At 44.2% G+C, this 25,162-nt stretch carries 24 protein-coding genes and 1 tRNA gene; 18 read left to right on the top strand and 7 right to left on the bottom strand.

Translation table 11 applies throughout. The features are described 5' to 3' along the window. The first annotated feature begins 235 nt into the window (after positions 1-235). The 7 genes from B4Q04_RS22820 (at position 236) to B4Q04_RS22815 (ending at position 5,179) form a co-directional block, all read left to right on the top strand. Entirely contained in the window at positions 236-385 is a 150-nt protein-coding gene (locus B4Q04_RS22820) for a hypothetical protein (protein WP_088696398.1), read from the top strand. Between the two features lie 61 nt (positions 386-446). Beyond that, on the top strand, positions 447-1,499 hold the full coding sequence (locus tag B4Q04_RS05985) for a type I restriction endonuclease (RefSeq protein WP_013993540.1): 1,053 nt from the start codon (positions 447-449) through the stop codon (positions 1,497-1,499). Continuing rightward, positions 1,486-1,704: a hypothetical protein gene (locus tag B4Q04_RS05980; RefSeq protein ID WP_088696250.1), complete on the top strand. Its 219-nt coding sequence runs from the start codon at positions 1,486-1,488 to the stop codon at positions 1,702-1,704. Before B4Q04_RS05985 ends, B4Q04_RS05980 begins: the two co-directional genes overlap by 14 nt. Positions 1,705-2,061: 357 nt before the next feature. After that, positions 2,062-2,466 carry a hypothetical protein gene (locus B4Q04_RS05975; RefSeq protein ID WP_076455605.1) on the top strand — a complete coding sequence of 135 codons (405 nt, stop codon included), beginning with the start codon at positions 2,062-2,064 and terminating at the stop codon, positions 2,464-2,466. A gap of 1 nt (position 2,467) precedes the next feature. Then, complete coding sequence (locus tag B4Q04_RS05970) at positions 2,468-3,730, top strand: ECF transporter S component (protein WP_088696249.1); 1,263 nt, start codon at positions 2,468-2,470, stop codon at positions 3,728-3,730. A gap of 4 nt (positions 3,731-3,734) precedes the next feature. Further along, positions 3,735-4,643 carry a hypothetical protein gene (locus B4Q04_RS05965; RefSeq protein ID WP_088696248.1) on the top strand — a complete coding sequence of 303 codons (909 nt, stop codon included), beginning with the start codon at positions 3,735-3,737 and terminating at the stop codon, positions 4,641-4,643. 2 nt (positions 4,644-4,645) lie between these two features. Beyond that, complete coding sequence (locus tag B4Q04_RS22815; protein ID WP_201723374.1) at positions 4,646-5,179, top strand: DUF4236 domain-containing protein; 534 nt, start codon at positions 4,646-4,648, stop codon at positions 5,177-5,179. Here the strand turns inward: B4Q04_RS22815 and B4Q04_RS05955 are convergent, their stop codons facing one another. The 5 genes from B4Q04_RS05955 to dnaE form a co-directional block, all read right to left on the bottom strand. Then, positions 5,180-5,992, bottom strand: a complete 813-nt coding sequence (locus B4Q04_RS05955; RefSeq protein ID WP_088696247.1) for an endonuclease/exonuclease/phosphatase family protein — start codon at positions 5,990-5,992, stop codon at positions 5,180-5,182. It lies immediately after the preceding gene. Positions 5,993-6,326: 334 nt separating this feature from the next. Beyond that, a tRNA-Asp gene (locus B4Q04_RS05950) sits at positions 6,327-6,400 on the bottom strand. Between the two features lie 73 nt (positions 6,401-6,473). Then, positions 6,474-7,403 (bottom strand): DUF58 domain-containing protein, encoded by a 930-nt coding sequence (locus B4Q04_RS05945; RefSeq protein WP_013993537.1) that lies wholly within the window; start codon positions 7,401-7,403, stop codon positions 6,474-6,476. A gap of 113 nt (positions 7,404-7,516) precedes the next feature. Further along, complete coding sequence (trxA, locus tag B4Q04_RS05940) at positions 7,517-7,834, bottom strand: thioredoxin (protein ID WP_013993536.1); 318 nt, start codon at positions 7,832-7,834, stop codon at positions 7,517-7,519. A gap of 129 nt (positions 7,835-7,963) precedes the next feature. Next, a complete protein-coding gene (gene dnaE, locus B4Q04_RS05935; RefSeq protein WP_013993535.1) occupies positions 7,964-12,400 on the bottom strand; it encodes a DNA polymerase III subunit alpha in 4,437 nt (1,478 codons plus the stop codon). A gap of 307 nt (positions 12,401-12,707) precedes the next feature. Between dnaE and B4Q04_RS05930 the strand changes: the two genes are divergently transcribed. Together B4Q04_RS05930 and rimM are read left to right on the top strand one after the other, a co-directional pair. Further along, entirely contained in the window at positions 12,708-13,259 is a 552-nt protein-coding gene (locus tag B4Q04_RS05930) for a 30S ribosomal protein S16 (protein WP_013993534.1), read from the top strand. A gap of 16 nt (positions 13,260-13,275) precedes the next feature. After that, positions 13,276-13,806 (top strand): ribosome maturation factor RimM, encoded by a 531-nt coding sequence (gene rimM, locus B4Q04_RS05925; protein ID WP_013993533.1) that lies wholly within the window; start codon positions 13,276-13,278, stop codon positions 13,804-13,806. A 37-nt stretch (positions 13,807-13,843) separates the two neighbouring features. On the opposite strand, the gene B4Q04_RS05920 is transcribed toward rimM, so the two are convergent. Continuing rightward, positions 13,844-14,890, bottom strand: coding sequence for a sugar phosphate isomerase/epimerase family protein (locus B4Q04_RS05920; protein ID WP_088696246.1), 1,047 nt, complete (start codon positions 14,888-14,890; stop codon positions 13,844-13,846). A gap of 286 nt (positions 14,891-15,176) precedes the next feature. Here B4Q04_RS05920 and B4Q04_RS05915 point away from each other — a divergent pair, with 286 nt between their 5' ends. Next, a complete protein-coding gene (locus tag B4Q04_RS05915; protein ID WP_088696245.1) occupies positions 15,177-15,887 on the top strand; it encodes a tRNA1(Val) (adenine(37)-N6)-methyltransferase in 711 nt (236 codons plus the stop codon). 55 nt (positions 15,888-15,942) lie between these two features. After that, positions 15,943-17,121 (top strand): acyl-CoA dehydrogenase family protein, encoded by a 1,179-nt coding sequence (locus B4Q04_RS05910; protein WP_013993530.1) that lies wholly within the window; start codon positions 15,943-15,945, stop codon positions 17,119-17,121. A gap of 337 nt (positions 17,122-17,458) precedes the next feature. Here B4Q04_RS05910 and B4Q04_RS05905 read toward each other — a convergent pair whose 3' ends face one another. Continuing rightward, complete coding sequence (locus tag B4Q04_RS05905) at positions 17,459-19,273, bottom strand: hypothetical protein (RefSeq protein ID WP_088696244.1); 1,815 nt, start codon at positions 19,271-19,273, stop codon at positions 17,459-17,461. Positions 19,274-19,645: 372 nt separating this feature from the next. On the opposite strand from B4Q04_RS05905, the gene B4Q04_RS05900 reads away from it, so the two are divergent. The 7 genes from B4Q04_RS05900 (at position 19,646) to B4Q04_RS05870 (ending at position 25,155) form a co-directional block, all read left to right on the top strand. Next, positions 19,646-20,605, top strand: coding sequence for a hydrogenase (locus B4Q04_RS05900; RefSeq protein WP_046287861.1), 960 nt, complete (start codon positions 19,646-19,648; stop codon positions 20,603-20,605). 21 nt (positions 20,606-20,626) lie between these two features. After that, complete coding sequence (locus B4Q04_RS05895; RefSeq protein WP_088696243.1) at positions 20,627-22,219, top strand: nickel-dependent hydrogenase large subunit; 1,593 nt, start codon at positions 20,627-20,629, stop codon at positions 22,217-22,219. A gap of 82 nt (positions 22,220-22,301) precedes the next feature. After that, positions 22,302-22,781 carry a hydrogenase maturation protease gene (locus tag B4Q04_RS05890; RefSeq protein ID WP_088696242.1) on the top strand — a complete coding sequence of 160 codons (480 nt, stop codon included), beginning with the start codon at positions 22,302-22,304 and terminating at the stop codon, positions 22,779-22,781. Next, positions 22,778-23,098, top strand: coding sequence for a hypothetical protein (locus B4Q04_RS05885; RefSeq protein WP_088696241.1), 321 nt, complete (start codon positions 22,778-22,780; stop codon positions 23,096-23,098). Before B4Q04_RS05890 ends, B4Q04_RS05885 begins: the two co-directional genes overlap by 4 nt. Beyond that, positions 23,095-23,352, top strand: a complete 258-nt coding sequence (locus tag B4Q04_RS05880) for a hypothetical protein (protein WP_013993523.1) — start codon at positions 23,095-23,097, stop codon at positions 23,350-23,352. Before B4Q04_RS05885 ends, B4Q04_RS05880 begins: the two co-directional genes overlap by 4 nt. After that, positions 23,327-24,808 (top strand): hypothetical protein, encoded by a 1,482-nt coding sequence (locus B4Q04_RS05875; RefSeq protein WP_123772337.1) that lies wholly within the window; start codon positions 23,327-23,329, stop codon positions 24,806-24,808. Before B4Q04_RS05880 ends, B4Q04_RS05875 begins: the two co-directional genes overlap by 26 nt. Continuing rightward, on the top strand, positions 24,808-25,155 hold the full coding sequence (locus tag B4Q04_RS05870; protein ID WP_013993521.1) for a hydrogenase maturation nickel metallochaperone HypA: 348 nt from the start codon (positions 24,808-24,810) through the stop codon (positions 25,153-25,155). Before B4Q04_RS05875 ends, B4Q04_RS05870 begins: the two co-directional genes overlap by 1 nt. Positions 25,156-25,162 lie beyond the last annotated feature (7 nt).

Here is a 25,162-nt window from a genome sequence, read left to right as displayed (position 1 = left end):
GTTGGGGGATCATCAAATTTGCGGGTTCGGTCTTTTAAACATGATAAGGAAACACCTTTCCCAAAGGGACAGCCCAAAAAACGGCTAGTCACTTATTATAGCAGGGACCCGACCGAAGGGAGCCCACCCTTTTACAATTTATACGAAACAATTTTCGCCCTTTACGGTTTTACGTAAGGAATTGTCTTTCAATGGTTTTACATTTAACCATCACTAACTAAAACCAGAGATGACCATGCCAGTAAAACACATAGCCACAGGAGAGATCCACCAAGGATTAAAAGGAGGAACCACAGGGTGCGGTTTTGATACGACCGAGCGCCCGAGCCATTGGACAAATACGAGCAAACCTATCACCTGTAGCAAAAACGGGTGTAAAAACTAGACGCTTCCCCAAGCACTAAATAGAATTCAAGACTCATATTCTTAACCTCTAAATTAAAACTATGCCACTCCAAAACCAACTTAAGGCCCTTGCCGAAAAAATCGCCAAGTTAAAAGGGAAGATAGACACCGAAGAATCTACCAAACACGCTTTTGTACTCCCGTTTATCAATTTGTTGGGGTATGACACCTTTGACCCCACCGAAGTCGTGCCAGAGTTCACGGCCGACCTTGGACTCAAGAAAGGCGAAAAGGTAGATTATGCCATTTTTCAAGACGATCAGCCCATAATCATTATTGAATGTAAAAATTGGAAAGAAAAACTCAATTCCCATAATTCACAGCTGTTCCGGTATTTCCATACCACCAAAACAAGGTTTGCCCTATTGACCAACGGAATAGAATATCGCTTCTATACTGATTTGGAAGCCGCCAATAAAATGGATGAAAAACCTTTTCTTGAATTCAATATCACCGAACTAAAAGAAAACACGGTTCACGAAATAGCAAAGTTTCACAAGTCCAATTTTGACGTAAACAAAATTGTGGACAATGCCAGTTCCTTAAAGTATACCAAAGAAATCAAAAAGCTTATTGCTGATGAGCTACAATCTCCCTCACACCATTTCGTAAAACTATTTGCCAGCGAGGTCTATACCGGTCGGCTCACGGAAAAAGTAATGGGAGAATTTACCGAGTTGGTAGGCAAGGCCTTCGTTCAGACCATTAGCGAAAAAGTAAACGACCGTCTAAATGCGGCCTTAAGTAAGGAAGCGGTACAACAGCAAGAGGAAGAGCAAGAGCCCGAAGAAATCAGTAAAATCGTTACGACCGAGGAAGAACTCGAAGGTTTTCGAATTGTAGTGGCCATTCTAAGGCGAAAAATTGCCATTGACAGAATTGCCCATAGGGATACCCAATCGTATTTTGGAATCTTATTGGACAACAATAATAGAAAACCGCTTTGTAGACTTCATTTTAACGGCACTATCAAATACCTGGGCCTTATCAATGAAGACAAGAGCGAAACCAGACAGGCCCTAGGTGCCTTGGAAGACATTTACCAATTTGAAGCTCCCCTATTGCAAACCGTAGATTTTTATGAAAATGAATAAAGTTCTTCTAGCATTATTGTTTTTGTCTTTCGGGCCGTCTACACCAAGCGAAACCACCGTTTATATCTGCAAGGGAAAGGGAAGCAAAAAATACCATTACGTAAAAAACTGCCGCGGATTGTCGCGCTGTTCTACACGTATTTACCAAGTACCCCTCCACCAAGCCAAGGAAATAGGGCGAGGCTTGTGCGGCTGGGAAGATTAAACACCAAACCGACCTTTCTTAAAAGAACGGCCCTGTGCCGTTCTTTTTTGTATTACGGATATCCGTAAGGAATTACCCACAAATGGTATTAGGTTTGAAAAACCAAGAACATCAAACCACAAACCGATGGGCTACAGAAAAGGATACTACAAAAAAGATGGCACTTACGTTCAAGGCCATTTTGTAAACAAAAGTTCAAAAAAGAAAAAATCAACACCTAGCAATAAGCGTCAGGGTTGCCTAAAATTTGTACTCCTGCTAATAACGATTTCAGGCACAATTTACCTTGAACTATTATGCTAATTGTTCTAGACAAAGGAAACCATATATCAAATCAAAAAAACCAATATTAAAACTATGGATAAATTAAATGTATCGACCGTACTAAAAAGTCATTTCCTAAGGCTTTATCAAATGGCATTTGCCGACGATAATTTTGATATTCAAGAATTAAAAATGCTTTACAATTTTGCAGAAGAAAGAGGGCTCAGCAAAGATCAATTAAACGAGATATTACTAAATCCTTCCCAAAACTCGGCAATTCCAGAATCCTTAGAAGAAAAAATAGAATATCTCTATGATTTGGCATTAATGATCTGGGCAGATGGCATCGCAACTGAAGACGAGACAAATACCTTAAAAAAGTATTGTCTAAAATTTGAATTTTTAGAGGAGAATATTGATGACATATGTGAATTTCTTCTTGAGAATGCAAAGGCAAAAATTTCCAAAAAAGAATTAATCGCTAAAATGCAAGACTGATATGAGCGCAATAAAAAAAATATTCTCCGTAAAAAAGACTACCCCGCAAGAAATAGAGAAACCAAAAGAGGAAGACACAAAAAAAATCAAACTTACTTTTTTTGAAAGCGGCTACGGTTCATCAAAACAGGCAGCGGGCAACCATATGATCTTTAAAGCGTGTTTGCAAGATGTTTACATGGATTATAAAGGTAAATGTAGGGAAGACGAAAAGCTCCAAAAAGAATTGAAAGCACCCTACGTTCAAGAGAAGAGCAAATTCGAAATTGAACTAAAAAAAAGAAAGACTGTTAAGGGCATTATAGAAGAAGGCATCGCCAGTTTGGAAAACAAAATTTCAATCTTTAAAAACGAAATAGCCGATGTCAAACACAACCCCGAAAAATATGTGGAAGATGCCGACAAAAAGCCCAAGGCGCAATTTTACCTGGGTCTGATTGTTATCATTCCAATTACGTTTTACCTATTGGTTTTCTATATCTCGGCTTCCTATTCCGCTTTTTTCAAAACATTTGATACGGAACAACTCACCAACGCCATTTTCGATGCCAATGCCCTTACCAAAGCCATCAAAGATGGTTGGCTTGAAGGGGTTTTTGTAGCTACGATTCCCTTCGCATTTATGGGGTTAGGATATCTCATTCATATGTTTCAAAAACACAAAAATTGGTTGTCTTATGTAAAAATAGGAACGCTGTTTATAATCACTTTTATTTTTGATGCAATACTTGCCTATCAAATAGAAAAGAAGATATATGACATAGAAAAAACCCTGAATTCTCCAGATTTCAACGTACAAATAGCTTTTACCAAGGCGGAATTTTGGGGCATAATATTCGCAGGTTTTGTGGTATACATTATTTGGGGGTTGGTATTTGATTTCATTATGAAAGAATATGACAATTTCGATAAAATAAAAACCTTCATTAGATCCAAAAGAGAAGATATAAAAAACCACGAACAAGAGATATTGAACCAAACAGAGAAGCTAAGCCCAATAAAAGAGGAAATCTCAGGAATCGAAGGCAAAATAAACGACCTGCAACGTACAATCGATGGTTTTGTGTTTTCCAATAAACATTACCTCACCTATCATGCCGAATACGTAAAAGGATGGTTCTTGGGCATAGCAGATAATTTTGACGATTTAAAAAGGAGGGATGAACTATTGTCCCTTTGCTCTATTGAAGAAAAAAAGCACTTAGAGGAGCACGATATAGCCGATGAAAGTTACGAAGGACGATTATATAAACTAATAAATTAACAAGATGAAAAGATATTTCCTAACCCTTACGATATTGGCACTAATACCTGTTGTCCTTAGTTCTTGTAAAGAGGGCCCCAAGTCAGAAGAGCCCATGCACGACCACGAATTTCCAAAAGTTACCGCGAATGAGAACTTAAACATTAGTGTACTTTTAGATTTATCAGATCGAATAAATCCCCAAAAATATCCCTCACCCGCAATGGAGTTCTACCTGAGGGATGTTGGTTATTTAAAATCTATTGCTGAGAATTTCGAAGCTCATATCATGAATAAAAAAATGATAAAAATAGATGACAAAATCCAAGTTTTCATAGACCCAGAACCTTCCGATAAGACCCTAAACAAAAAGCTCGGAGCCCTTAAAATTTCTTTCAACAGAAATAATGTTACAAAAGAGGGTATACTAATGACTTGCAAAAAATACGATAGTATTTCAACCCTTATCTATGAAGCAGCCATCAATGATGACCATTATGTTGGATCCGATACATGGCGTTTCTTCAAAAACAAGGTGAACGACTATTGTATTGAAGATAATCACAGAAATATACTAGTGGTTTTGACCGATGGTTATATCTATCATAAGGACACTAAAATCAAGGAAGGGAACAGAACAACCTACCTGACCCCTCAAGATGTAAAGCGTTTTGGATTTAACAAACCTGGATGGAAGGACAAATTTGAACAACAAGATTTCGGTTTTATAGTCCCAAATAAAGATTTATCCAATTTAGAAGTGTTAGTTTTAGGTATCAATCCCGATGACAAAAACCCTTACGAAGAGGATATTATCAGGGCATATTGGTCCAAATGGCTCAACGAAATGAATGTCAAAAATTTCGAGATCAAACAGGCCGATTTGCCTTCGAATATGGAAAAAGTGATACAAGGGTTTATTTTAAAGGAATAGTTATGGCTTTCAGGTTCAACAAAAGAATAAAATTGATAAAAGGATTGGGAATTAATGTCAGTAAGTCCGGAATTACACCAAGTTACAGAACCAAAAGGGGAAGCCTTAGCTCCAAAGGATATTCCATAAGAACAGGAATACAAGGCTTAACCTATCGAAAGACATTCAGCAAAACAAAAAGCAATGGATGCTTGGTCGTTATATTTATTTCTTCATTGGTTCTCACCTTGATTTCCTGTACGAGCAGCGATAGCGAAAAAATTGACAACATCAGCAGCAGCACGAACGACTGTAGGGATACAAATTGCGCCAATTACACCTCTCAAGCTGCGGCACAGGCTGCCTATGATGCGGATCCCGAATGCAGGAACGATTTAGATGCAGACAAGGACGGTATGGCATGTGAAGAGCCTGGCAATACCATAAAAAACTGCGCTACGACATCAAATTGTGGTTGTTCTAATAAAAATAAAACCCCATGTCAAGCGGACCCTTGTTGTAAATGGATAGTTGGCAAGGGGTGTAAGTGCGGTTAACTACTCCAAACGAAACCTCAAAAAAACAGGCAAATGGTCCGATAAACGTCTTGCCATTTCCAAGTTGTCGCAAATACGTATAAAATCGAGTACCCCACTGTCGGTCTTTAAGATATCTTCGGAATAAAACATATTATCTATGGGGTGATTCAGGTAACCATACCCGTTACACGCCCTTTTCAAGGTGGTCTTCGTATCGGAAACACAGGCGCGGTATCCGCTTTGTTTAAAAGTATCAAAAACCGACATGGCCTCGTTAACGTTAAAATCCCCTGCTAGAATGGTAGGGTTCGTAAAGTTTTCGGCAATATAATGGGTCAGGGCCCTTATTTCCGCCTCCGGTCTTTTATTATACGGCCTAGAATGAAAATTGATCAGGCTCAACTTTTTGTCCCCAATAAAAAAGTCCACCAAAAAAGGCTCCCTATCAATAAGGCTATCCAATTCCTGAATGAGTTTCCCCCGGTTTTTGATCTTAATGTGTTTCGTCTTCCAAATAAAGGCATAGCGCTCCGTGACGTATTTAGGACTGTTGGTGGGGTTACTGATAAGGTAGTCCCATTTAGCGCCCTTTCGGTTCAGGATATCCGATAGTTTGGCCACGGCTTGGGCTCCGCCATAACCGGCAACTACCTCTTGAATAGCGAGAATATCATATTCCCTGACCAGCTCGGCCATTTGCTCCAGCTCCTCGCTACTCTTGGTCTTTCCAAAGTCTTGAATATTCCATGAAACCAGTTGGATCTCGCTTTTTTGTGCAACGACCGTCAGCGAAAGGAAGAATACGGCAAAAAGTATGATTTTTCTAAACACGGGACGAATTTTGGTGAACTACAAATCTAGATAAAGTCCCGCTTTTAAGCTTACGGAAATCTGTAAAGGAGAAGATAGTATTTAGTACAAAGTAGTCAGGACTAAGTAGGGAGTACAAAGTATTCAGTACAAAATACTTAGTACTTAGTACTAAGAAAAATAATCCTATACCGAACACAGCCAACGACATACTAATTACGGATAAAGATTGAGTTTCTACTTTGGTGGTGGTTCACTGCCCCCTAGTAGTAGACAGGGTGGTTTTTTGATCCCTAATGATTTCGCTACAGAACCAGAAAACAAAAAAGCCTCCAACTTGCGTTGAAGGCTTTCGCGGTCTGGACGGGACTCGAACCCGCGACCCCCTGCGTGACAGGCAGGTATTCTAACCAACTGAACTACCAGACCGTGGCGTTTAGCGAGTGCAAATATACACCGCTATTTCAATTGCACAAACAATTTTTGATAAAAAATTTCGTGATTAAACAAATTTATGCCTTTCTACTAGGTAGGTGTTGAGTATTTTCGAGAAATCGCCCTTTACGTCAACCTCTACATATTTGATCTTATACTGTATACATTTCTGCTTTAAATCTTCAAAATAGGCGGTAACACTACGCTCGTAGGCTTCCTTTATATTACTGGAATACAAATCGATATATTCACCCGTTTCCACATCTAAAAAGCGCTTGGGGGTGTTGTCGAAATTAAAGTGATACTCCGTAGACCGGTCCAAAAGGTGAAACAATACTACTTCGTGCTTGTTGTATTTCAAATGTCGGAGGGCCTCAAAAATTTTTTCGTCATCCGCAGCGGTCTGAAACATATCGGTAAAAAGAAAAATCAGGCTTCTCCGTTTTATATTCTCGGCAATCTGGTGCAGATAGGTGTAGGTTTCGGTCTGTTGGGCCGGCTTGGTCTCCTGACTTAGCTCGCTCAGTTTGGCCAATAGCATTTGATGATGCCTTTCACTCCCCTTTTCCGGGGCATAAAAATTATAGCTATCCGAGTATACACTCAACCCGACCGCATCGCGCTGCCGCTTAAGAATATTCATCAGGGCGGCTATGGCCAGCACCCCAAAACCGATTTTATTTAGGTTGCCCAGGCTTAGGTTCTTGACCTCGGGATAGTACATCGATGCCGAACTGTCCAAGATCATATGGCACCTCAGGTTCGTCTCTTCTTCATAGCGCTTGGTATACAGCTTATCGGTCTTGGCAAAGAGCTTCCAATCTATATGCTTGGTACTCTCCCCTACATTGTAGATCTTATGTTCGGCAAACTCGGCCGAAAAACCATGGAACGGACTCTTGTGTATACCACTGATAAAACCTTCCACTACTTGGTTGGCCAAGAGCTCTAGGTTTTGAAAAAGGCTGGCATTGTTTAGTTCTGACTGCAGGTTCATATGACTAAGATAAACATTAAACCGTAATCACTAGCTGCGAAATTTTAGGCATAAAAAAATCCCGCCATAAGCGGGATTTCCTCTATAATCTCCCTTTTTCAGGAAAAAGTACCTTATAAAACTGCGTCAATCGCGTCTGTATAAACTTTCTTTGGTGAAACCCCAACCTGACGGTTAACGATTTCCCCGTTCTTGAATACCAATACTGTTGGGATGTTACGGACACCGTATTTGGCGGCAAATTCTTGGTTTGCATCCACATCTACTTTACCTACAACGGCTTTACCGTCATATTCGGCACTCACTTCTTCGATGATAGGGCCGACCATTCTACAAGGTCCGCACCATGCTGCCCAAAAATCCACTACTACCGGTTTATCACTTTTCAAAACTACTTCGTCAAAAGTAGCATCTGTTATTTCTAATGCCATGATTCTATAATTTTAGATATATTATGCAAACTTAGTCAAATATCTTAGGGTTTCCTTACTAAGGATACATTCGTTTTAGCTATTGCACTATCAACGTAATCTATAACGTTAAATTGCACAGGTAATCCCCTAATTTAGCTTATAATGCACCTCGTTTTCCCTTAGTGTTGCCAACAGTTCACTGCTAATCTGCACTTTTTGCTTTCGGCTTGTTAGACTCACCTTGATTTCTTCCTCCATTTCATACACGACAAAATTCAACGGATGATTGCCCGTATGCGACAATAGGGTGTCCTTCAATTGATGGATATCTTCTTCCTTTAGGTCATCGATATTGAGCTTGATCGTAAGTTTTTTGGCATAGGTTTCCATTACTTCCTGAAGCAGCATAAAGCTATTGAACTGTATACGGGGATCTCCTTTTTTACCGGTATCACGGTTCATCCATCCTTCACGAACAAAGACCTTGATATAAACGAAGGAGTTGATCATAAGGAAATGGCGGAACTTTAGGTACTCTTCCCCAAAAATCCTGAATTCGAAGGACTCCGAATAATCTTCTACCGTAAACGACGCCCAGCCTTTTCCGTTCTTTGAAACCCTATGTTGCACGTCGGTAATAACTCCCGCAAAGGCCAACTCTCGGTTTACCACACTTTCAAGATCGCTCAGGTTCGCCAAGCTTGCATTACAGAACGCATCGATTTCGGTTTTAAAATCGTCTAAGGGGTGACCTGAGATATAGATCCCCACCACTTCTTTCTCGCGCCGTAGTTTCTCCATAGTACCCCACTCTTCGCATGGCGGTACTTGCGGTTCCGGTATCTGCACCTCACTGGCATCGCCAAAAAGGCTTACCTGGCTAGAATTTTCGCTTTCCTGAAACTTGGCTCCGTACTTTATGGTCTTTTCCAAAAAGGTAATGCCGTCCCCTTCATCGTGAAAATATTGGGCCCTGTGCGTATCCCCGAAGGAATCGAAGCCCCCGGCCACCGCAAGGTTCTCAAAGGCTTTTTTATTGGCGGCACGCAAATCTATACGTTTAGCAAAATCGAAGACCGACTTGAACGGTCCTCCTTCTTTTCTACTTTCAACAATGGTCTCTACCGCACCTCGGCCCACACCTTTAATGGCCCCCATTCCAAAACGGACGGCACCGGCATCGTTCACCGCAAACTTATAATACGATTCGTTGACATCGGGACCCAAAACGTCGAGTCCCATACGCTTACATTCCTCCATAAAGAAGGTCACCTGCTTGATGTCGTTCATGTTGTTCGACAGCACGGCAGCCATATATTCGGCCGGATAATGGGCCTTACAATACGCCGTTTGGTATGCGATCCACGCATAACAGGTAGAATGCGATTTGTTAAAGGCATAGGCGGCAAAGGCCTCCCAGTCTTTCCATATTTTTTCCAGTTTATCTACCGGATGTCCCTTTGCAGAAGCCTGTTCAATGAACTTGGGCTTCATTTTATCAAGTACGTGCTTTTGCTTTTTACCCATGGCCTTACGCAAGACGTCGGCCTCACCCTTGGTAAAGTCGGCCAGTTTTTGCGAGAGGAGCATCACCTGCTCTTGGTATACCGTAATACCATAGGTTTCGGCAAGGTACTCTTCACAGGCATCGAGGTCGTATACAATTTCCTCGGTACCATGTTTACGGGCGATAAAGCTAGGAATGTATTCCATAGGCCCGGGACGATAGAGGGCGTTCATAGCGATCAAATCCGCAAAAACCGTAGGTTTCAGCGCACGCATGTGCTTTTGCATACCGGGCGATTCGTATTGGAACACCCCAATGGTCTCACCCCTTTGGAAAAGCTCGTATGTTTTTTCGTCGTCAAGCGGAAAATTTTCGGGATCCAGCTCAATACCGTGCTTCGCCTTTACGATCTTTACGGTATCCTTGATCAAGGTCAAGGTCTTGAGTCCCAAGAAATCCATCTTCAACAGTCCCGCACTTTCCACTACCGAGTTATCGAACTGGGTACAGTACATGTCGGAATCCTTGGCCAGGGCCACAGGAACGAACTTGGTAATATCATCGGGGGTAATGATCACCCCACAGGCATGGATACCGGTGTTACGCACCGACCCCTCTAAAACGTAGGCCTGGTTCAAGGTCTCCGACTCAAGTCCGTCACCCTCGGAAATATTCAAGAGTTCGTTTATTTTTTCAAGCTCTTCGCTATTGAACTTGCTCCTCAACACCTTTTCATCTACCCCGATAATCTTTTTCAGTTTAGACATGTTGGGGATCAGCTTCGCCATACGGTCGGCATCGCCCAAGGGCAGGTCCAATACCCTTGCCGTATCGCGAATCGACGATTTGGCGGCCATGGTACCATAGGTGATGATCTGTGCTACCTGGTTGGCCCCGTATTTTTCGATTACATAGTCCATCACACGGCTACGCCCCTCGTCATCAAAGTCGATATCGATATCGGGCATACTCACACGGTCGGGGTTCAAGAAGCGCTCAAAAAGCAGGTCGTACTTGATCGGGTCCAAATTGGTAATCCATAAGCAATAGGCCACGGCCGAACCCGCCGCGGAACCACGGCCCGGACCCACCGAAACGTCCATCTTTCTCGCCGCCCGAATAAAATCTTCCACAATCAAGAAATACCCCGGATACCCGGTTTTCTCGATTACCTTCAACTCAAAGTCTAGTCGCTCGTCTATCTCTGGCGTTATTTCGCCATATCGCTTTTTGGCCCCTTCGTAGGTAATATGGCGCAGGTACTTGTTTTCCCCGCGTTTCCCCCCGTCCAGCTTATCTTCTTCAAACTGGAATTCCTCAGGTATATCGAAGGCCGGCAAGAGTACATCACGCGCCAAGGTAAAGGTCTCTACCTTATCAACGATTTCCTGAATATTGATAATGGCTTCGGGAATATCCTTAAAGAGCTCCTTCATTTCTTCGGAAGACTTGAAGTAATACTCTTGATTGGGAAGTCCGTAACGATAGCCACGGCCCCGACCTATAGGTGTAGACTGTTTCTCACCGTCTTTAACGCAAAGCAAAATATCGTGCGCATATGCGTTTTCCTTGTTTACATAATAGGTATTGTTGGTGGCGACCAGTTTTACATTGTGCTTTTTGGCAAACTGTATCAACACTTGGTTTACACGGTCTTCATCTTCTTGACCATGGCGCATGATCTCTATATAGAGGTCATCCCCAAAAGTCTCTTTCCACCATATCAAGGCCTCTTCCGCCTGCTTCTCCCCTACGTTCAATACCTTACTGGGCACCTCACCATAAAGGTTACCCGTCAGCACCATTACATCTTCCTTGTACTGCTCAACGATTTTTTTATCGATTCGGGGTACGTAGTATTTTCCGTCGACAAAGGCAATGGAAGACATTTTTGCCAAGTTCAAGTAGCCCTTTTTGCTCTTGGCGAGCATCACTATTTGATATCCGTTGTCTTTTTGCGACTTGTTGGTATGGTCTTCACAGACCTGAAACTCACAACCGATAATCGGGGTAATCTCCAATTCGGGTTCGGGCAATTCGTTCAACGGCTCCTGGCCTTCTTCAAGGGTTCCGTTCCGTGTTGCCTCATAACGCTTCAGGTTCTCCTCGTTACGGGCCACCACCCCTTTGTTGTGGTTGAGCACCCCATTGACAAAGTGAAAGGCGCCCATCATATTCGCGTGGTCGGTCATGGCAACGGCGGGCATTTTAGCCTTGGCCGTAGCCGCGATCAAATCGGGTACGCTTATGGTGGACTGAAGTATGGAAAATTGGGTATGGTTGTGCAAATGGGCGAAACTGGCCGACTCCAAAGTAGCCAGGTTCTCCTCTATTTCCTCTTGCGACACCCCGCCCGTGTCTTTTTCCCAAAGGGCATCCGCTATTTTTTTGGAAGCCTTTTTCAGGTTGATATGCTTCAATCCGATAAGCTGGATCTCTTGCGGATTCGCCTCTGAAAAATTCTTGAAATAATCGGGCTGAACATCTAACTGTTCAGCGGTATATTGTTCTTTACGGATAAGCTCGAGAAAACAACGCGTAGTGGCCTCAACATCGGCCGTGGCATTGTGCGCTTCCCCGAAAGGTTCCCCGAACAAAAACTGGTGCAGCTCCGTCAAGGTAGGAAGCTTAAACTTGCCCCCGCGTCCACCCGGTATCTGGCACAATTGTGCCGTATGCTCGGTACAGGTATCTAAAACCGGCAATTCCTGCAAGGGGTTCTCAACGCCCATACGGTGGAATTCCGCCCCCATAATATTTACATCAAAGCCAACGTTCTGCCCCACGATAAACTTGGTCTTCGACATGGCGATGTTGAACTTCTCCAAGACCTCCGACAAGGCAACCCCCTGTTGTTCGGCGAGCTCCGTGGAAATTCCGTGGATCTGCTCGGCATCATAGGGGATATTAAAGCCATCGGGACGCACTAGGTAATCTTGATGCTCTATACACCGCCCCATTTCATCATGCAACTGCCAAGCGATCTGTATACAGCGCGGCCAGTTGTCGGTATCGGTTATGGGTGCATCCCAACGTTTGGGAAGTCCGGTGGTTTCCGTATCAAAAATGAGGTACATAAAAGTTCGTGTTTGAGCTTAAAAAAGAGAAGGTAAAATTACGTAAAAAGAGCGCTCATAAGCCCTATGACTTGTCAAGAGTTATCAACGAAGGCAAAAGCCCCTGCCCAATGACCCGCAAACCCCTAGTTCGATGATAGTTACAACCACAATATACCTTCCTTCAAAAAAGTCGCTTTCCTTTGTATTTTTCTTCAGATCAAGAGTGCCTACCTCAAAAATAAATTCTATATTTGCACCCCTTTTAAAGGGAAAAATTTAAAATGAATTAATAACAAGGGTCGGGCACCCTACAAATTAATGTGATATGCCAGTAAAAATTAGATTACAGAGACACGGTAAAAAAGGAAAACCATTCTATTGGATCGTTGCTGCCGACAGCCGCGCAAAAAGAGATGGTAAATTCTTGGAAAAATTGGGTACTTACAACCCAAACACCAACCCTGCCACCATTGACCTGAACATTGACGGTTCAGTAAAATGGTTACAGAACGGTGCCCAGCCTACCGATACTGCCAAAGCAATCCTTTCTTACAGAGGCGTTCTCTTAAAGCACCACCTATTGGGAGGTGTTCGCAAGGGCGCTTTGACCGAAGAGCAAGCCGAAGAAAAATTCAAGGCTTGGTTGGAAGAAAAAGAAAACAAGATCGCCTCTAAGGTAGATGGTCTTGACAAGGAAAAGGAAAAAGCGAGAGCCGAAGCCTTGAAAGCCGAAAAAGAAGTAAACGACAAGAGAGCCCAAGCCGCTGCCGAAGCTGCACTGCCAGAAGCACCTGAAGGTGAAGAAGCAGAAGCAGAAGTTGCTGCAACCGAAGAAGCTCCGGCCGCAGAAGCAGAAGCCTCTAAGGAAGAAGAATAAATAAATTTTGAAACGGATGCGTAAGGAAGATTGTTTCTACCTCGGTAAGATCGTTTCAAAATATAGTTTCAAGGGTGAGGTACTAGTTAAACTAGATGCCGACGAACCTGAGATATACGAAAACATGGAATCAGTTTTTGTCTTGATGAAAGGCAATACACTGGTTCCATTTTTTATTGATAGATGTCGCCTGCACAAATCGGAACTTTTACGAATCGATTTTGAAGAGGTGAAAGACGAGGCGGCGGCCAACCGCATCATGGGCCACGAACTCTACCTGCCCTTATCGGCCCTTCCAAAACTGGAAGGCGATAAATTCTACTTTCACGAAGTTATCGGTTTTGACGTATTGGACGAAGTTCATGGCAACATCGGAAAAATTACCGGGGTGAACGATTCCACCTCACAAGCCATTTTTGAGATCGATAAAGACGGGAAAGAAATTCTCGTACCCATCATAGACCAGATCGTAAAAAAAGTGGACCGCGACAACAAAGCCATCCATGTAAGCACTCCCGACGGTCTAGTAGAACTTTATTTAGGGTAAACCCGACCTAATTCGACCAGACCTACCCTATTCCTTTCTATTTACTTAAGGCCTTTTCACAGAAAGCCACACACTTTTGAACCTCGGCCACGGCATTTGAGCCTTCGGGCACATTATACTCAAGTTCAATGGTTCCGGGAAACGCATATTTTTCATCACGCATCAATTGCAAAGCCCCGGCCAATGGGGTATCGCCACTTCCCCATACCAGATTGCCCTTGCCGTGCTCAGGGGTCTGCCTGTCTTTTAAATGCATACTTTTAATATGTTGGTGCTTGCTTTTTATTATTTCTAGCGGCGCCGTGTTGCCAGCGGCCACAAAATGGCCCAAATCAAGGTTCAGGGCGTTGTATTTCGATTGTTCCAAAGCCGTATCCCATAACGTCGGTGTTTGCTGTTCATGACCGTGATAGGCAATGTAAATACCGTGTTTTTTGGCAAAATTGCCCAAGCGGAGCGTAGTAGCATCATCACCAGGGTGCTCTACGGTAACGTGGCTGGCTCCCAAAACTTTGGCCGTCTTCATCCCCCAGTCGATATCGGCATCGGAATTGTTCTTTCCGAAGGTGTTCCGTGGCTTAAAGGCGTAAATATCGACCCCGGCGCGATTGTACATCTTTCTGAACTGCTCGAACTTTTTCATATCCACCGTCTTTCGCCATTGGCCTACCCGCGCGTTGTAAGCTGCCTGCTCGGCCTGTATTTCGGCAAGTTGTTTGGCTTCGTCATCGCTAATGCTACCACTGCGTTTCTTTTTCATCAACCCAAAAAACACCGATCGATCCAGCTTGTTCTCAGGCCTTCCCGCAAAGGTTTCGGCAGGGTCCCCTATCAATTCAATGGCACTGATCCCACAATCGAGTATATACTTTAGGGTTGCTTCCGCACTTTGGTCTTCCATACTTCTGAACGAATAGGTGATGACCCCGACTTGCACCCCGTTAAATCTGGAATTCGGTTTTTTGTAATGTTTTAAAATGGACGGAGCCCCAAAAAGCGATGGCGTAATCAGTGTTGACCCTGCGGCCACCGCTAGGGTATTCTTTAAAAACTTGCGCCTTCCGGACTTTGAATCGTTTTGCATTTGAGTATATATTTTGGTTTGAGTCGTATTTTGTTTTTTTAAGGAAATCCATCCCCTAAAAAAGAAAAACCATAATTCATAAAGGAACGAATTATCACAAGAAAATTAAGTATTTTCAACCCTAGTGACAAGTTTTTATGTCAGCTGTAACAAAAAGCGGCCTGCATTGAAATTATATTCCGATATTTCACTTGTCTTTTAAACATACAAAATACAATCAGCCGTTTCAGCCCATGGACCTCTCCTGAGAACGGAAGGCACTAAACGGATGAAACGCCCTTATAGAATGAAACCCTTCAAATTCAAACAATTTACCGTAGATCAAGACCGTTGTGCCATGAAAGTGGGCACCGACGGTGTATTATTGGGCGCTTGGACCTCTTTGGAAAGCGCTCCTGAATCTATTTTGGATATCGGTGCCGGAACAGGCCTAATAGCCCTTATGATGGCACAACGCAGCCTAGCAGATACCATTGACGCCCTAGAGATCGACGAGGACGCCTACGAGCAATGCGTATCAAATTTTGAAGCCTCCGATTGGGGCGATAGGCTCTTTTGCTATCACGCAGGGCTTGACGAGTTTGTAGAGGAATGGGAAGACCCCTACGAGCTGGTCGTTTCAAATCCCCCTTTTTACACAGAAGAGGTTTCCAGCGGGAATGCTTCCCGTGACAATGCGAGACAGAACCAATCACTCCCCTTTGACGAACTCCTGGAAGGCGTAGCGAAGCTAATGGCTTCCGAAGGTACCTTTGCCACCATTATTCCGTATAAAGAAGAAGCCGCATTTTTGCAACTGGCGGATTCCTTTAAACTATATCCACAGCGTATCACCCGTGTTAAAGGCAGTCCCACCTCCGAGATCAAGCGTAGCCTGCTTCAGTTCACACGTACGAAGTCCACCCCACTTACCGACGAACTTACCATTGAAATCGGCCGGCACGAATACACCGACGCCTATGTCGCGCTTACCAAAGATTTTTATTTAAAAATGTAACAATTTGTATTCGTAATGTTACGTTTCATTAGTACATTTGATTAAAATTCACTTTATGAGACCTGATTTGTTCGAAGCTCCAGACTACTACCATCTTGACGACCTTCTTTCAGAAGAACATAAATTGGTGCGTGATGCCGCACGCCAATGGGTTAAAAGAGACGTCTCGCCCATAATCGAAGCATATGCCCAAAAAGCAGAGTTCCCAAAGCAAATCTTAGGGGGCTTGGCCGAAATTGGGGCCTTCGGACCCTATATTCCCGAGGAATACGGAGGAGCGGGACTCGATCAGATCAGTTACGGACTCATCATGCAAGAAATAGAACGTGGTGATAGCGGGGTGCGATCTACGGCCTCGGTACAGTCGTCATTGGTCATGTATCCGATCTACACCTACGGCACCGAAGAACAACGAAAAAAGTACTTGCCCAAATTGGCCTCGGGCGAGATGATGGGCTGTTTCGGACTTACAGAACCCAATCACGGTTCCAACCCCAGCGGAATGGAAACCAAGTTCAAGGATATGGGCGACCACTACCTATTGAACGGCGCCAAATTATGGATATCCAATTCCCCTTTTGCCGACATTGCCGTAGTATGGGCCAAAAATGAGGAAGGCCGTATTCACGGACTTATCGTTGAACGCGGTATGGAAGGTTTTTCAACACCTGAAACGCACAACAAATGGTCTTTAAGGGCCTCGGCTACGGGCGAATTGATATTTGACAACGTCAAAGTACCTAAAGCGAATTTATTGCCCAATAAATCGGGCCTAGGGGCCCCACTCGGATGCCTCGACTCTGCACGCTACGGAATTTCATGGGGAGCCATCGGCGCGGCCATGGACTGTTATGATACCGCATTGAGGTATGCCAAAGAACGCATACAGTTCGGAAAACCAATCGCCGCCACCCAATTACAGCAGAAAAAACTGGCCGAAATGATCACCGAGATTACCAAGGCCCAGTTATTGGCCTTTCGCCTAGGCCAATTAAAGAATGAAGGCAAGGCGACATCGGCACAGATTTCAATGGCCAAACGGAATAATGTGGAAATGGCCATCACCATAGCCCGAGAAGCCCGACAAGTATTGGGCGGAATGGGCATTACCGGCGAATACAGCATTATGAGGCATATGATGAACCTAGAGAGTGTTATCACCTATGAGGGCACCCACGACATCCATCTATTGATCACCGGTGCCGATATTACCGGATTTCCGGCCTTTCAGTAGCAGCCACCACCATCCGAATCAGCTGATCCCCTTAAACGGAATTGCCCCAGGCATATTTCCGGGATGATATATGCCCCCATTTGAAAAAATCAGGGCTTCCCCCATGGGAATTTATAGGTGTATTTGACGGGGAAGTATTCAAAAGGATAGTTTCACAACACAAATTGGGCGTTTCACATCATTTTTTTTCAAATAGAGACCTACTGCCGTAAGTTTACAGTGTTAATCATTCAGAAATAAAATTTTTCATTTTCATATAGTGTTCTCGTAAAAGAGTCTTATCGGTTTCGATAAGACTCTTTTTAGTTTTTGGCTATTGATATTTTGCGACTTCCTCCTAAGAAACCAATTTCCCATCAAACACTTCAATTTCCTGAAGCAACTGTTTTAGAAGGTCACGGCTTTCCCTTAACTGGTCCAATAAATGTCCGCATGAGGGGGCCTTCCCTTCTTGGCCTTCCCCAAACAAGTTTTCGTAATAGGTAATGCCGTCGTTAAGGTGTTCGCCAAATGACAACAATTGCTTTTTCTGTTTGTTTGATGGCGACCTTTCGTATTCCGCAATCTGTTCCTTGAAATATTGGAGGTAGATATGCAGTTCCTTGACAAACATATTCGGGCGGTCGGTACGAGATATGATATTGGTTTTGCCATAAATATGGCCAATCATTTCCTTTAGGGAAGTAAGCTTTGAAAAATAGGCCATATTCGGGCCCGGACAGACCGACACCCCTTCCCCTTCGATTTTGGTATCCAGATCATAGGCCAAAAGTGCCGTCGTTCCCAAACCTACGCAAGTACACGATTTTTCGGTAATCTTACGAAAATGGTATTCGTACTCGGCTTTTGATAGGTTTTGACCTTTGAGTTCCTTTAATTTTTGATTTTGGTATTGACGCGATGCCGTACACAGCCCCTTCTCATTGAAATCTTTGTTCAGTGCCACGAACTTTTTCGGACACGGACTACCAGGCCTTCCCGCAGAAATGCGTTTCTCTTTTTCCAAATCCTTGGTATTTCCCTTCAAACTATGAAAAGGAATACCGAGAGGGGAAATATTGCTCAAATAAAGATCGTCCTCTTTCGCTTTTACCAATTTGTCCAAAGTATCTTGATCCACCGTCGTGGCCTCTGGCACCAATAGAAAGGCGGAACCCCAACCTACGGTGTCTATCTGGTACCTATCGAGAAGAAATTGATGCTCTTCGGCCGTGCCCACACCGCCTTGGGCAGAAATCTTTAAAGGCAGCGGTTTTTTAGGAACCGTACGCCCCTTGCTTTCAAGCGCCCCGATCAAAAGCCCGTGAACCGTATCGATCAGTTCCTGTCGATTATCTTTAAACTGTTGAAGAATCGGCCCCATTAAGTAGCCATCCGTGGCAAAGGCATGGCCCCCACAATTGAGCCCTGACTCCACACGGTACTCCGAAACCCAAATTCCTTTTTTCGCCAAAAACTTTCCTTGGATCAAGGCCGAACGGTAATCGCTTACCTTGAGAACTATTTTCTTCTTGACCCTTCCCTCGGCATCGGGGTAAAAGTCATCAAACTGCTCCAAATAACTATACAATCTGGGATTCATTCCAGCAGAGAGCACTACTGAAGACTGCAAATTACTTTTCGCGAAGCCTCTTATGGCCGCATGGGCATCGTTATATTCCGAGGACAGCTTTTCCTTTTTAATATAATTGTCCTTATCGACCTTCGTCATGATGTTCACATCAATACTCCCCATGGGCATTTGCTCCCTTACCCAGTCCTTGATTTCGGTCAAATTGAAGCAATGCTCCGTAAGCTGGTTGAATTCCCGCTTAAACGTTGACGAATCCGGCAGCATATGGAAGTACTCTTTGATGCTCTGTGCGGTTTCCGTGGTGCTCATCTTGAATTCCTCGAATTTCTCGTGGGCCAGATCGTGGACCATATTGAGATACGAGCTGATACGTTTTGCCCTAAAATCGTTTTGGTTATCCGTAATTTCCTTGTAGGGAAGGCCATGCTTGCCCGAATACATCTTGCGAAGCTTTTCCAAGAGCACATCATCGACCAACGAAATGACCGAGTCGATACCGAATTGTGAAACTTTTAAAGGAGAGTCAATAGTAAAACCTATACCCATAACCGGGATATGAAAGGAATGTGCGTACGTCATAACATATAATTTTTGTGATGATTTGACCCTAGTGAACCTCTTCGTCCATAAAACCAAAACTAAACCCTCAAAAATCGGGTCTTAATTTCTTACAAAATATGATTTTAATCAGGTTTTCTAAATCCTATTCTACCGAAGATTTACATACACCCAAGACGCAAACCCACAGACGATCAAGAAACTCAAAAGACCAAGAACATCTTCCGAAAAAGCCCGATTTCCTTACAATCCACCCCCTTTACAACAAAACATCAGAATAGCCTTACATATTATTTAGATATATTCCAAATTAATGAGAATATCATAATTATTTTGCTAAATAAGTGTCATATTTATATTTTAATGTTTCCAAACCAAATATTTTATAACAATATGGCAAATGTATTATGGTTGCAGGGAGGCGCATGCAGTGGCAACACGATGTCCTTTTTGAATGCCGAAGAACCCACGGTGGTTGAGCTCATTACCGACTTCGGCCTAAACATTTTATGGCACCCCACAACGGGTTTACAGATCGGGGACCAAGTTCAAGACCTCTTAAAGGATATCCTTGCCGGTAAGGTACAGATGGACATTCTTGTTTACGAAGGTTCGTTGATCCAAGGCCCGAACAACACGGGCACGATGAACTATTTCGCCGACCGTCCGATGATGGACTGGATTAAAGAACTCTCGGAAGTTGCAGGTTATGTCGTCGCTATCGGCGATTGCGCAACATGGGGAGGTATACCTGCGGTTCCTCCGAACCCCAGTGAATCTACCGGATTGCAATTCCATAAGAAAAACAAGGGCGGTTTCCTAGGGGCCGACTACGTTTCCAAGGGAGGCTTGCCGGTAATTAATATCCCCGGTTGTCCGGCCCACCCCGATTGGATCACGCAAATTCTTGTGGCCATTGCCGTAGGAAGGATCGGCGATGTTCAAATCGATGATTACCATAGGCCAAAAACCTTCTTTACCGATTTTGTGCAAACAGGTTGTACCAACGTGGTCAACTTTGCGCAAAAAGTAGATGGTGGCTTTGGTAGACGGGGCGGATGCCTATTCTATGAGGTTGGTTGTAGAGGACCAATGACCAGGGCTAGCTGTAACAACATTCTTTGGAACAGACAGTCAAGTAAGACAAGGGCCAATCACCCCTGCCTTGGCTGCACCGAACCCGGTTTCCCGCACCACGACCTCAAAAAGGGAAGTGTTATGAAAACCATGAAATATATGGGCACGTTTCCAAAAGAGGTTCCTGAAGGAAGAACTAAACTAGCCTATTACATGGAGGCAGGTTTCCAAAAGATCATGCCTTCGAACAAGCGAGTACAGGAAACTTCAAAATAACCGAACCTTAAAGAATCAAAAATGTCAGTTAAAGAATTAAATATATCTCCTGTTGGCCGTGTTGAGGGCGATTTGGACGTAAAAGTCTATATCGACAACGGCAAAGTGACCCGTGCCCATACGCAAGCTGCGATGTTCAGGGGCTTCGAGAAAATAATGGCGGGCAAGGACCCCCAATCGGGACTCGTAGTTACGCCAAGGATTTGTGGAATCTGCGGAGGATCGCACCTTTATTGCGCCTCGTCGGCACTTGATACCGCTTGGGGTACCAAACTAACGCCCAATGCCCTTTTGTTAAGGGCCATAGGCCAAGCTTCGGAAACCCTACAAAGTATCCCCAGATGGTTCTACGCTATCTTCGCGACCGATTTGGCGAATAAAAAATACGCCGATAAACCTTTATATAAGGAAGTAGTAAAACGCTGGTCCGCCTACGTTGGCGAAACCTTTCAAATAGGATTGACCGCCAGTGGACTGCCTGTTCAGATATACGCTTTGTTCGGTGGCCAATGGCCGCACTCGAGCTATATGGTTCCGGGCGGTGTTATGTGTGCCCCTACCCTTAAGGATATTACAAGGGCACATGCCATTCTGGCCCAGTTCAAAAACGATTGGCTGGAACCCGTTTGGCTAGGTTGTTCCATTGAACGTTACATGGAAATCAAGACCTGGGACGATATGTTGGCGTGGGTCGAAGAGAACGAATCACAGAAAAACAGTGATCTAGGCCTATTGATACGTGCAGGAATCGAGTTCGGATTGGATAAATTCGGTCAAGGTGTGGGCAAGTTCTTGGCAACAGGAACCTACTTGCACAAAGACATGTACAACAACCCGACCATCGAAGGTAGAAATGCCGCCTTGATTTCCTCGAGCGGATTCTTCGACGGCGAGAACTATCACGAGTTCGACCACATGAAGATCAGTGAGCACGTGAAGCATTCATGGTACGATAATCAAAAAGACGGGCTCCACCCTTGGGACGAGCCCTTACCAACGCCCATGAAATCGCAGACCTTGCACGAAACCGATTTTGACAACCAATACAGTTGGTCCAAATCGCCCCGTTACGACGGCCATGCCGCCGAAGCCGGACCATTGGCCCGTGCCATCATGAACGCCAACCCGGCCAACAAAGACCATCAAATTCAAGACCCTTTGTTTGGCGATATAATTAAAAAGCTAGGCCCCAGTGTATTTACCAGGGTATTGGCCAGGGTACATGAGGCTCCGAGAATCTACACCTTTATTGAAAAATGGTTATCGGAAATCGATTTGGACGGTGAGTTCTACGTAAAACCTGTTGAGAAAGACGGCAAAGGTTTCGGTGCTACCGAGGCGGCACGTGGTGCCCTCGCCCACTGGATCGAAATCGAAAAGGGTGTGATCAAAAACTACCAAGTCATGGCGCCGACCACATGGAATGTCGGTCCGCAAGACGGTAACGATAACCCTGGACCTATAGAAACCGCCCTGTTGGGCACCGAGATAGAAGATCCGTCAGATCCCGTTGAAGTGGGTATCGTGGCGCGTTCCTTCGACTCGTGCCTGGTATGTACCGTACATGCCCATGATGCAAACAGTGGTGTTGAACTATCCCGATTTAAACTATAATTACGGATTTCGATAATGATTACCTTAGACCTCATAGATCTTAGAGATCTGTGAGGTCTTTATATCTAAAACAAGAAAGCATATGAAGACGGCCATAATGGGCTTCGGAAACCCCGTACGTAGCGATGATGCGGTAGGTATTTACGTCATCGAAGAACTGCGAAAAAAACTCCCCGAAACGGAAGACATCAGCATTTTTGACATGGGCACCGCGGCCTTTGAGGTGCTTTTCGGCTTAAAAGGACACGATAAGATTATTTTGGTAGATGCGGTCCTTAACAGCAACGAACCCGTGGGCACCTTGTTCAAGGTTCCCGCCAAAGAGGTTATGAAAGCTCCGCAAGACGACCCCATGGTCTTCTTGCACGGCATGAAGTGGGACCAGGCCTTGTCGTACACCAAAAAGATAATGCAAGACGAATATCCCGAAGACATTCAAGTGTACCTAGTGGCCATAGAAAATACGAAGCTAGAGGTAGACCTTAGCGATGAAGTGAAAGACGCCGGGGACAAAATTGTACAACACATTTTGGAAGACCTAAAGCTACCGATACCCTCGTGAACCCTAGAATCAGCCTAAAAACTTCCCATATTTACTTAGACCATGAGTTGATCGCCCCCATTTTTGGGGAAACCCAATATGCCTATGTAACCTATGTAAGGGAACAGGGCACTATTTTGATCACGCCCGTCACGAGCCAGTGGTTCGTAAAAATGTACAAACCCACGCAGTTTCTATTGAAAACGCGTAACTTAAAGGGTGACAAGACCCTTGCCGTTCGCGAGTTGTTGATAGATAACGATCTGGATATGACGGATAGGGAACTTGACTATGAAATTATTGAAAAGACCCGTTTAATCAAGGTGGCTATCTCATGACTAAACAAAACAACAATTGGCTGATAGATGCCGAGGTACAGTACAAGGTTACCCCGGTCAAAGGCCGTTGGGAAGTTTCGCTGATATTCATCAACACCAAAGACCCGAAACAGGTCTTAATTCAGACCATTGGGGATTATAGGACAGAGCGCCTGGCCGAGATTTATGGAAGAAACATGATGTTGACGGCGGCCAAAGACCCCCGAGGCACACAAAAAGTAGACAAAGATGCTTACGATATTAACGACAACTGATGCCTTGCAAAAAGTACAAGATGCGATTGGGAGCGTCGACCGGCTCGATGAACTGGTTACGGTAACCGAGGCTCCTGAAAATATAGGCGACACAAAAATGCTAACGGCCGATACCGACACCCTATCGGTTCCCTTGGATTGGTACGACCTGGAACCGCCCTATGTGTTTCCTGAGATTCCGTTTACTCCCAAAAATTTGCTCGCCTTGGTTTTCTACAAATTGGGAAACCATCAGAAGGCTTTTGAATTTGTTTCGGAAGCATCACCCCTGTACCATCACCTTCTGATTGCGACCCATTTACAGTTCGGTTACGAGATTTCGACCAACATGATCGATTTCTGCTACAACACCTCGGCCCACAACAGTGCCATTATCAATTATTACGGTGCCGTGACGCCCTCCCAAGGACATGCCGAGCTTAAAAAGGGATTTATCGAAGCCCTAACAAAAGCCGAAAACGACGAGGTCAAGGTTTTTACCGCAAAACATTACCTGAACTTGTTATTGGATGCGGGAGAATTGGAGGAGGCCAAACCATTAGTGGAAGAGCAACTGAAAATCGCTGTTTCCGACGATGCCAAAAATGCCATGAACAGCCATTTGGCCGGCATTCTAATGGCCCAATTGCAACTCCCCTACACACCTGAAAAATTAGATGAGGTCCATGAACTGCAACTGGGCTGCATTGCCTATTTCGAGGAAAAAGGCCTAAACGTACAGGCGGGAATGTTACTTGTCGATGCGGCCGAAATCGCCAATTTCAAGAAAGATTTTATCGCCTCGAAGGAACTCATCAACCGGGCGATTCAATATTTTAGAAAGGAAGATATTCCCGAATTCCTAGGGGAAGCCATGTATAAAAAAGCCATTCTTTTGTACACTTGGTCAAAGAACGGAAATCCGCAGTATTACAAGGCGTCCATTAACGCCTTCCAAGACGTTCTAAAGGTATTTAAGCGCGATACGCATCCGCAGAAATTTGCCGATGTACACCATAATTTGGCGCTTATCTATTCGGAAATTCCGGTATCCCCTGAAGAAAAACCCATGTGGACGGCCTTTTGTGCTTCTTCCTTCAAAGAGGTACTCGCTTTTTATACCAAGGATAAATACCCGTACGAACATGCCATGGCCAGCCACAATTATGCAACGGCCCTGATGCATTTTCCCCCGGCAAAAATCCACGACAACCTGGAGAAGGCGGCGGGACTTTTCAACGAGGCCCTCGAAATACGAACGGCAAGCGAATATCCGTTCGAACGTGCCCTTACCCTATTGAACCAATTGGAACTGGGGTGGCTCACGCACAACGAAAACAGTTCCGAAGAACTGAAAAAATACGAAGAAATGAAGGCCAAGGCCAAAGAGATCAAAACCTTGGTCGACGACAAAAACCTGATTGCCCAGGCGGATCAGCATTTAGAGGAATTGGAAAAAGTAAAAAGTTTAATTTAATGCACGAAACATCGATCGTAAATAGCATTATGCGCACCTTGGAACAGGAGTTCGAAAGGGAAAAATTAAATAAAATGAAGGCCATTCATTTGAAAGTAGGCGTCTTATCGAACATTGAACCCCGCCTTTTGCACAATGCCTATAGCGCCTATCATTTGAGCAACCCAGGGTACCACCATGTGGAACTGCACATAGAATCGACCCCTTTAAAGATCCAATGCGAGGTCTGCAACCATATTACCGATGTGCAGAACTATCGGTTTATCTGTGAAAATTGTGACCGACCCAGCAAAAATGTGATCCAAGGCGAGGAAATGCTGATCCACAAAGTAGAATTTGAAGACTGAGCCTAGC

The organism is Zobellia sp. OII3 (assembly GCF_002211465.1).
GTDB classification, from domain to species: domain Bacteria; phylum Bacteroidota; class Bacteroidia; order Flavobacteriales; family Flavobacteriaceae; genus Zobellia; species Zobellia galactanivorans.
The sequence above is the reverse complement of the archived record's forward strand: the minus strand, read 5'-3'. Positions and strand labels throughout refer to the sequence as shown.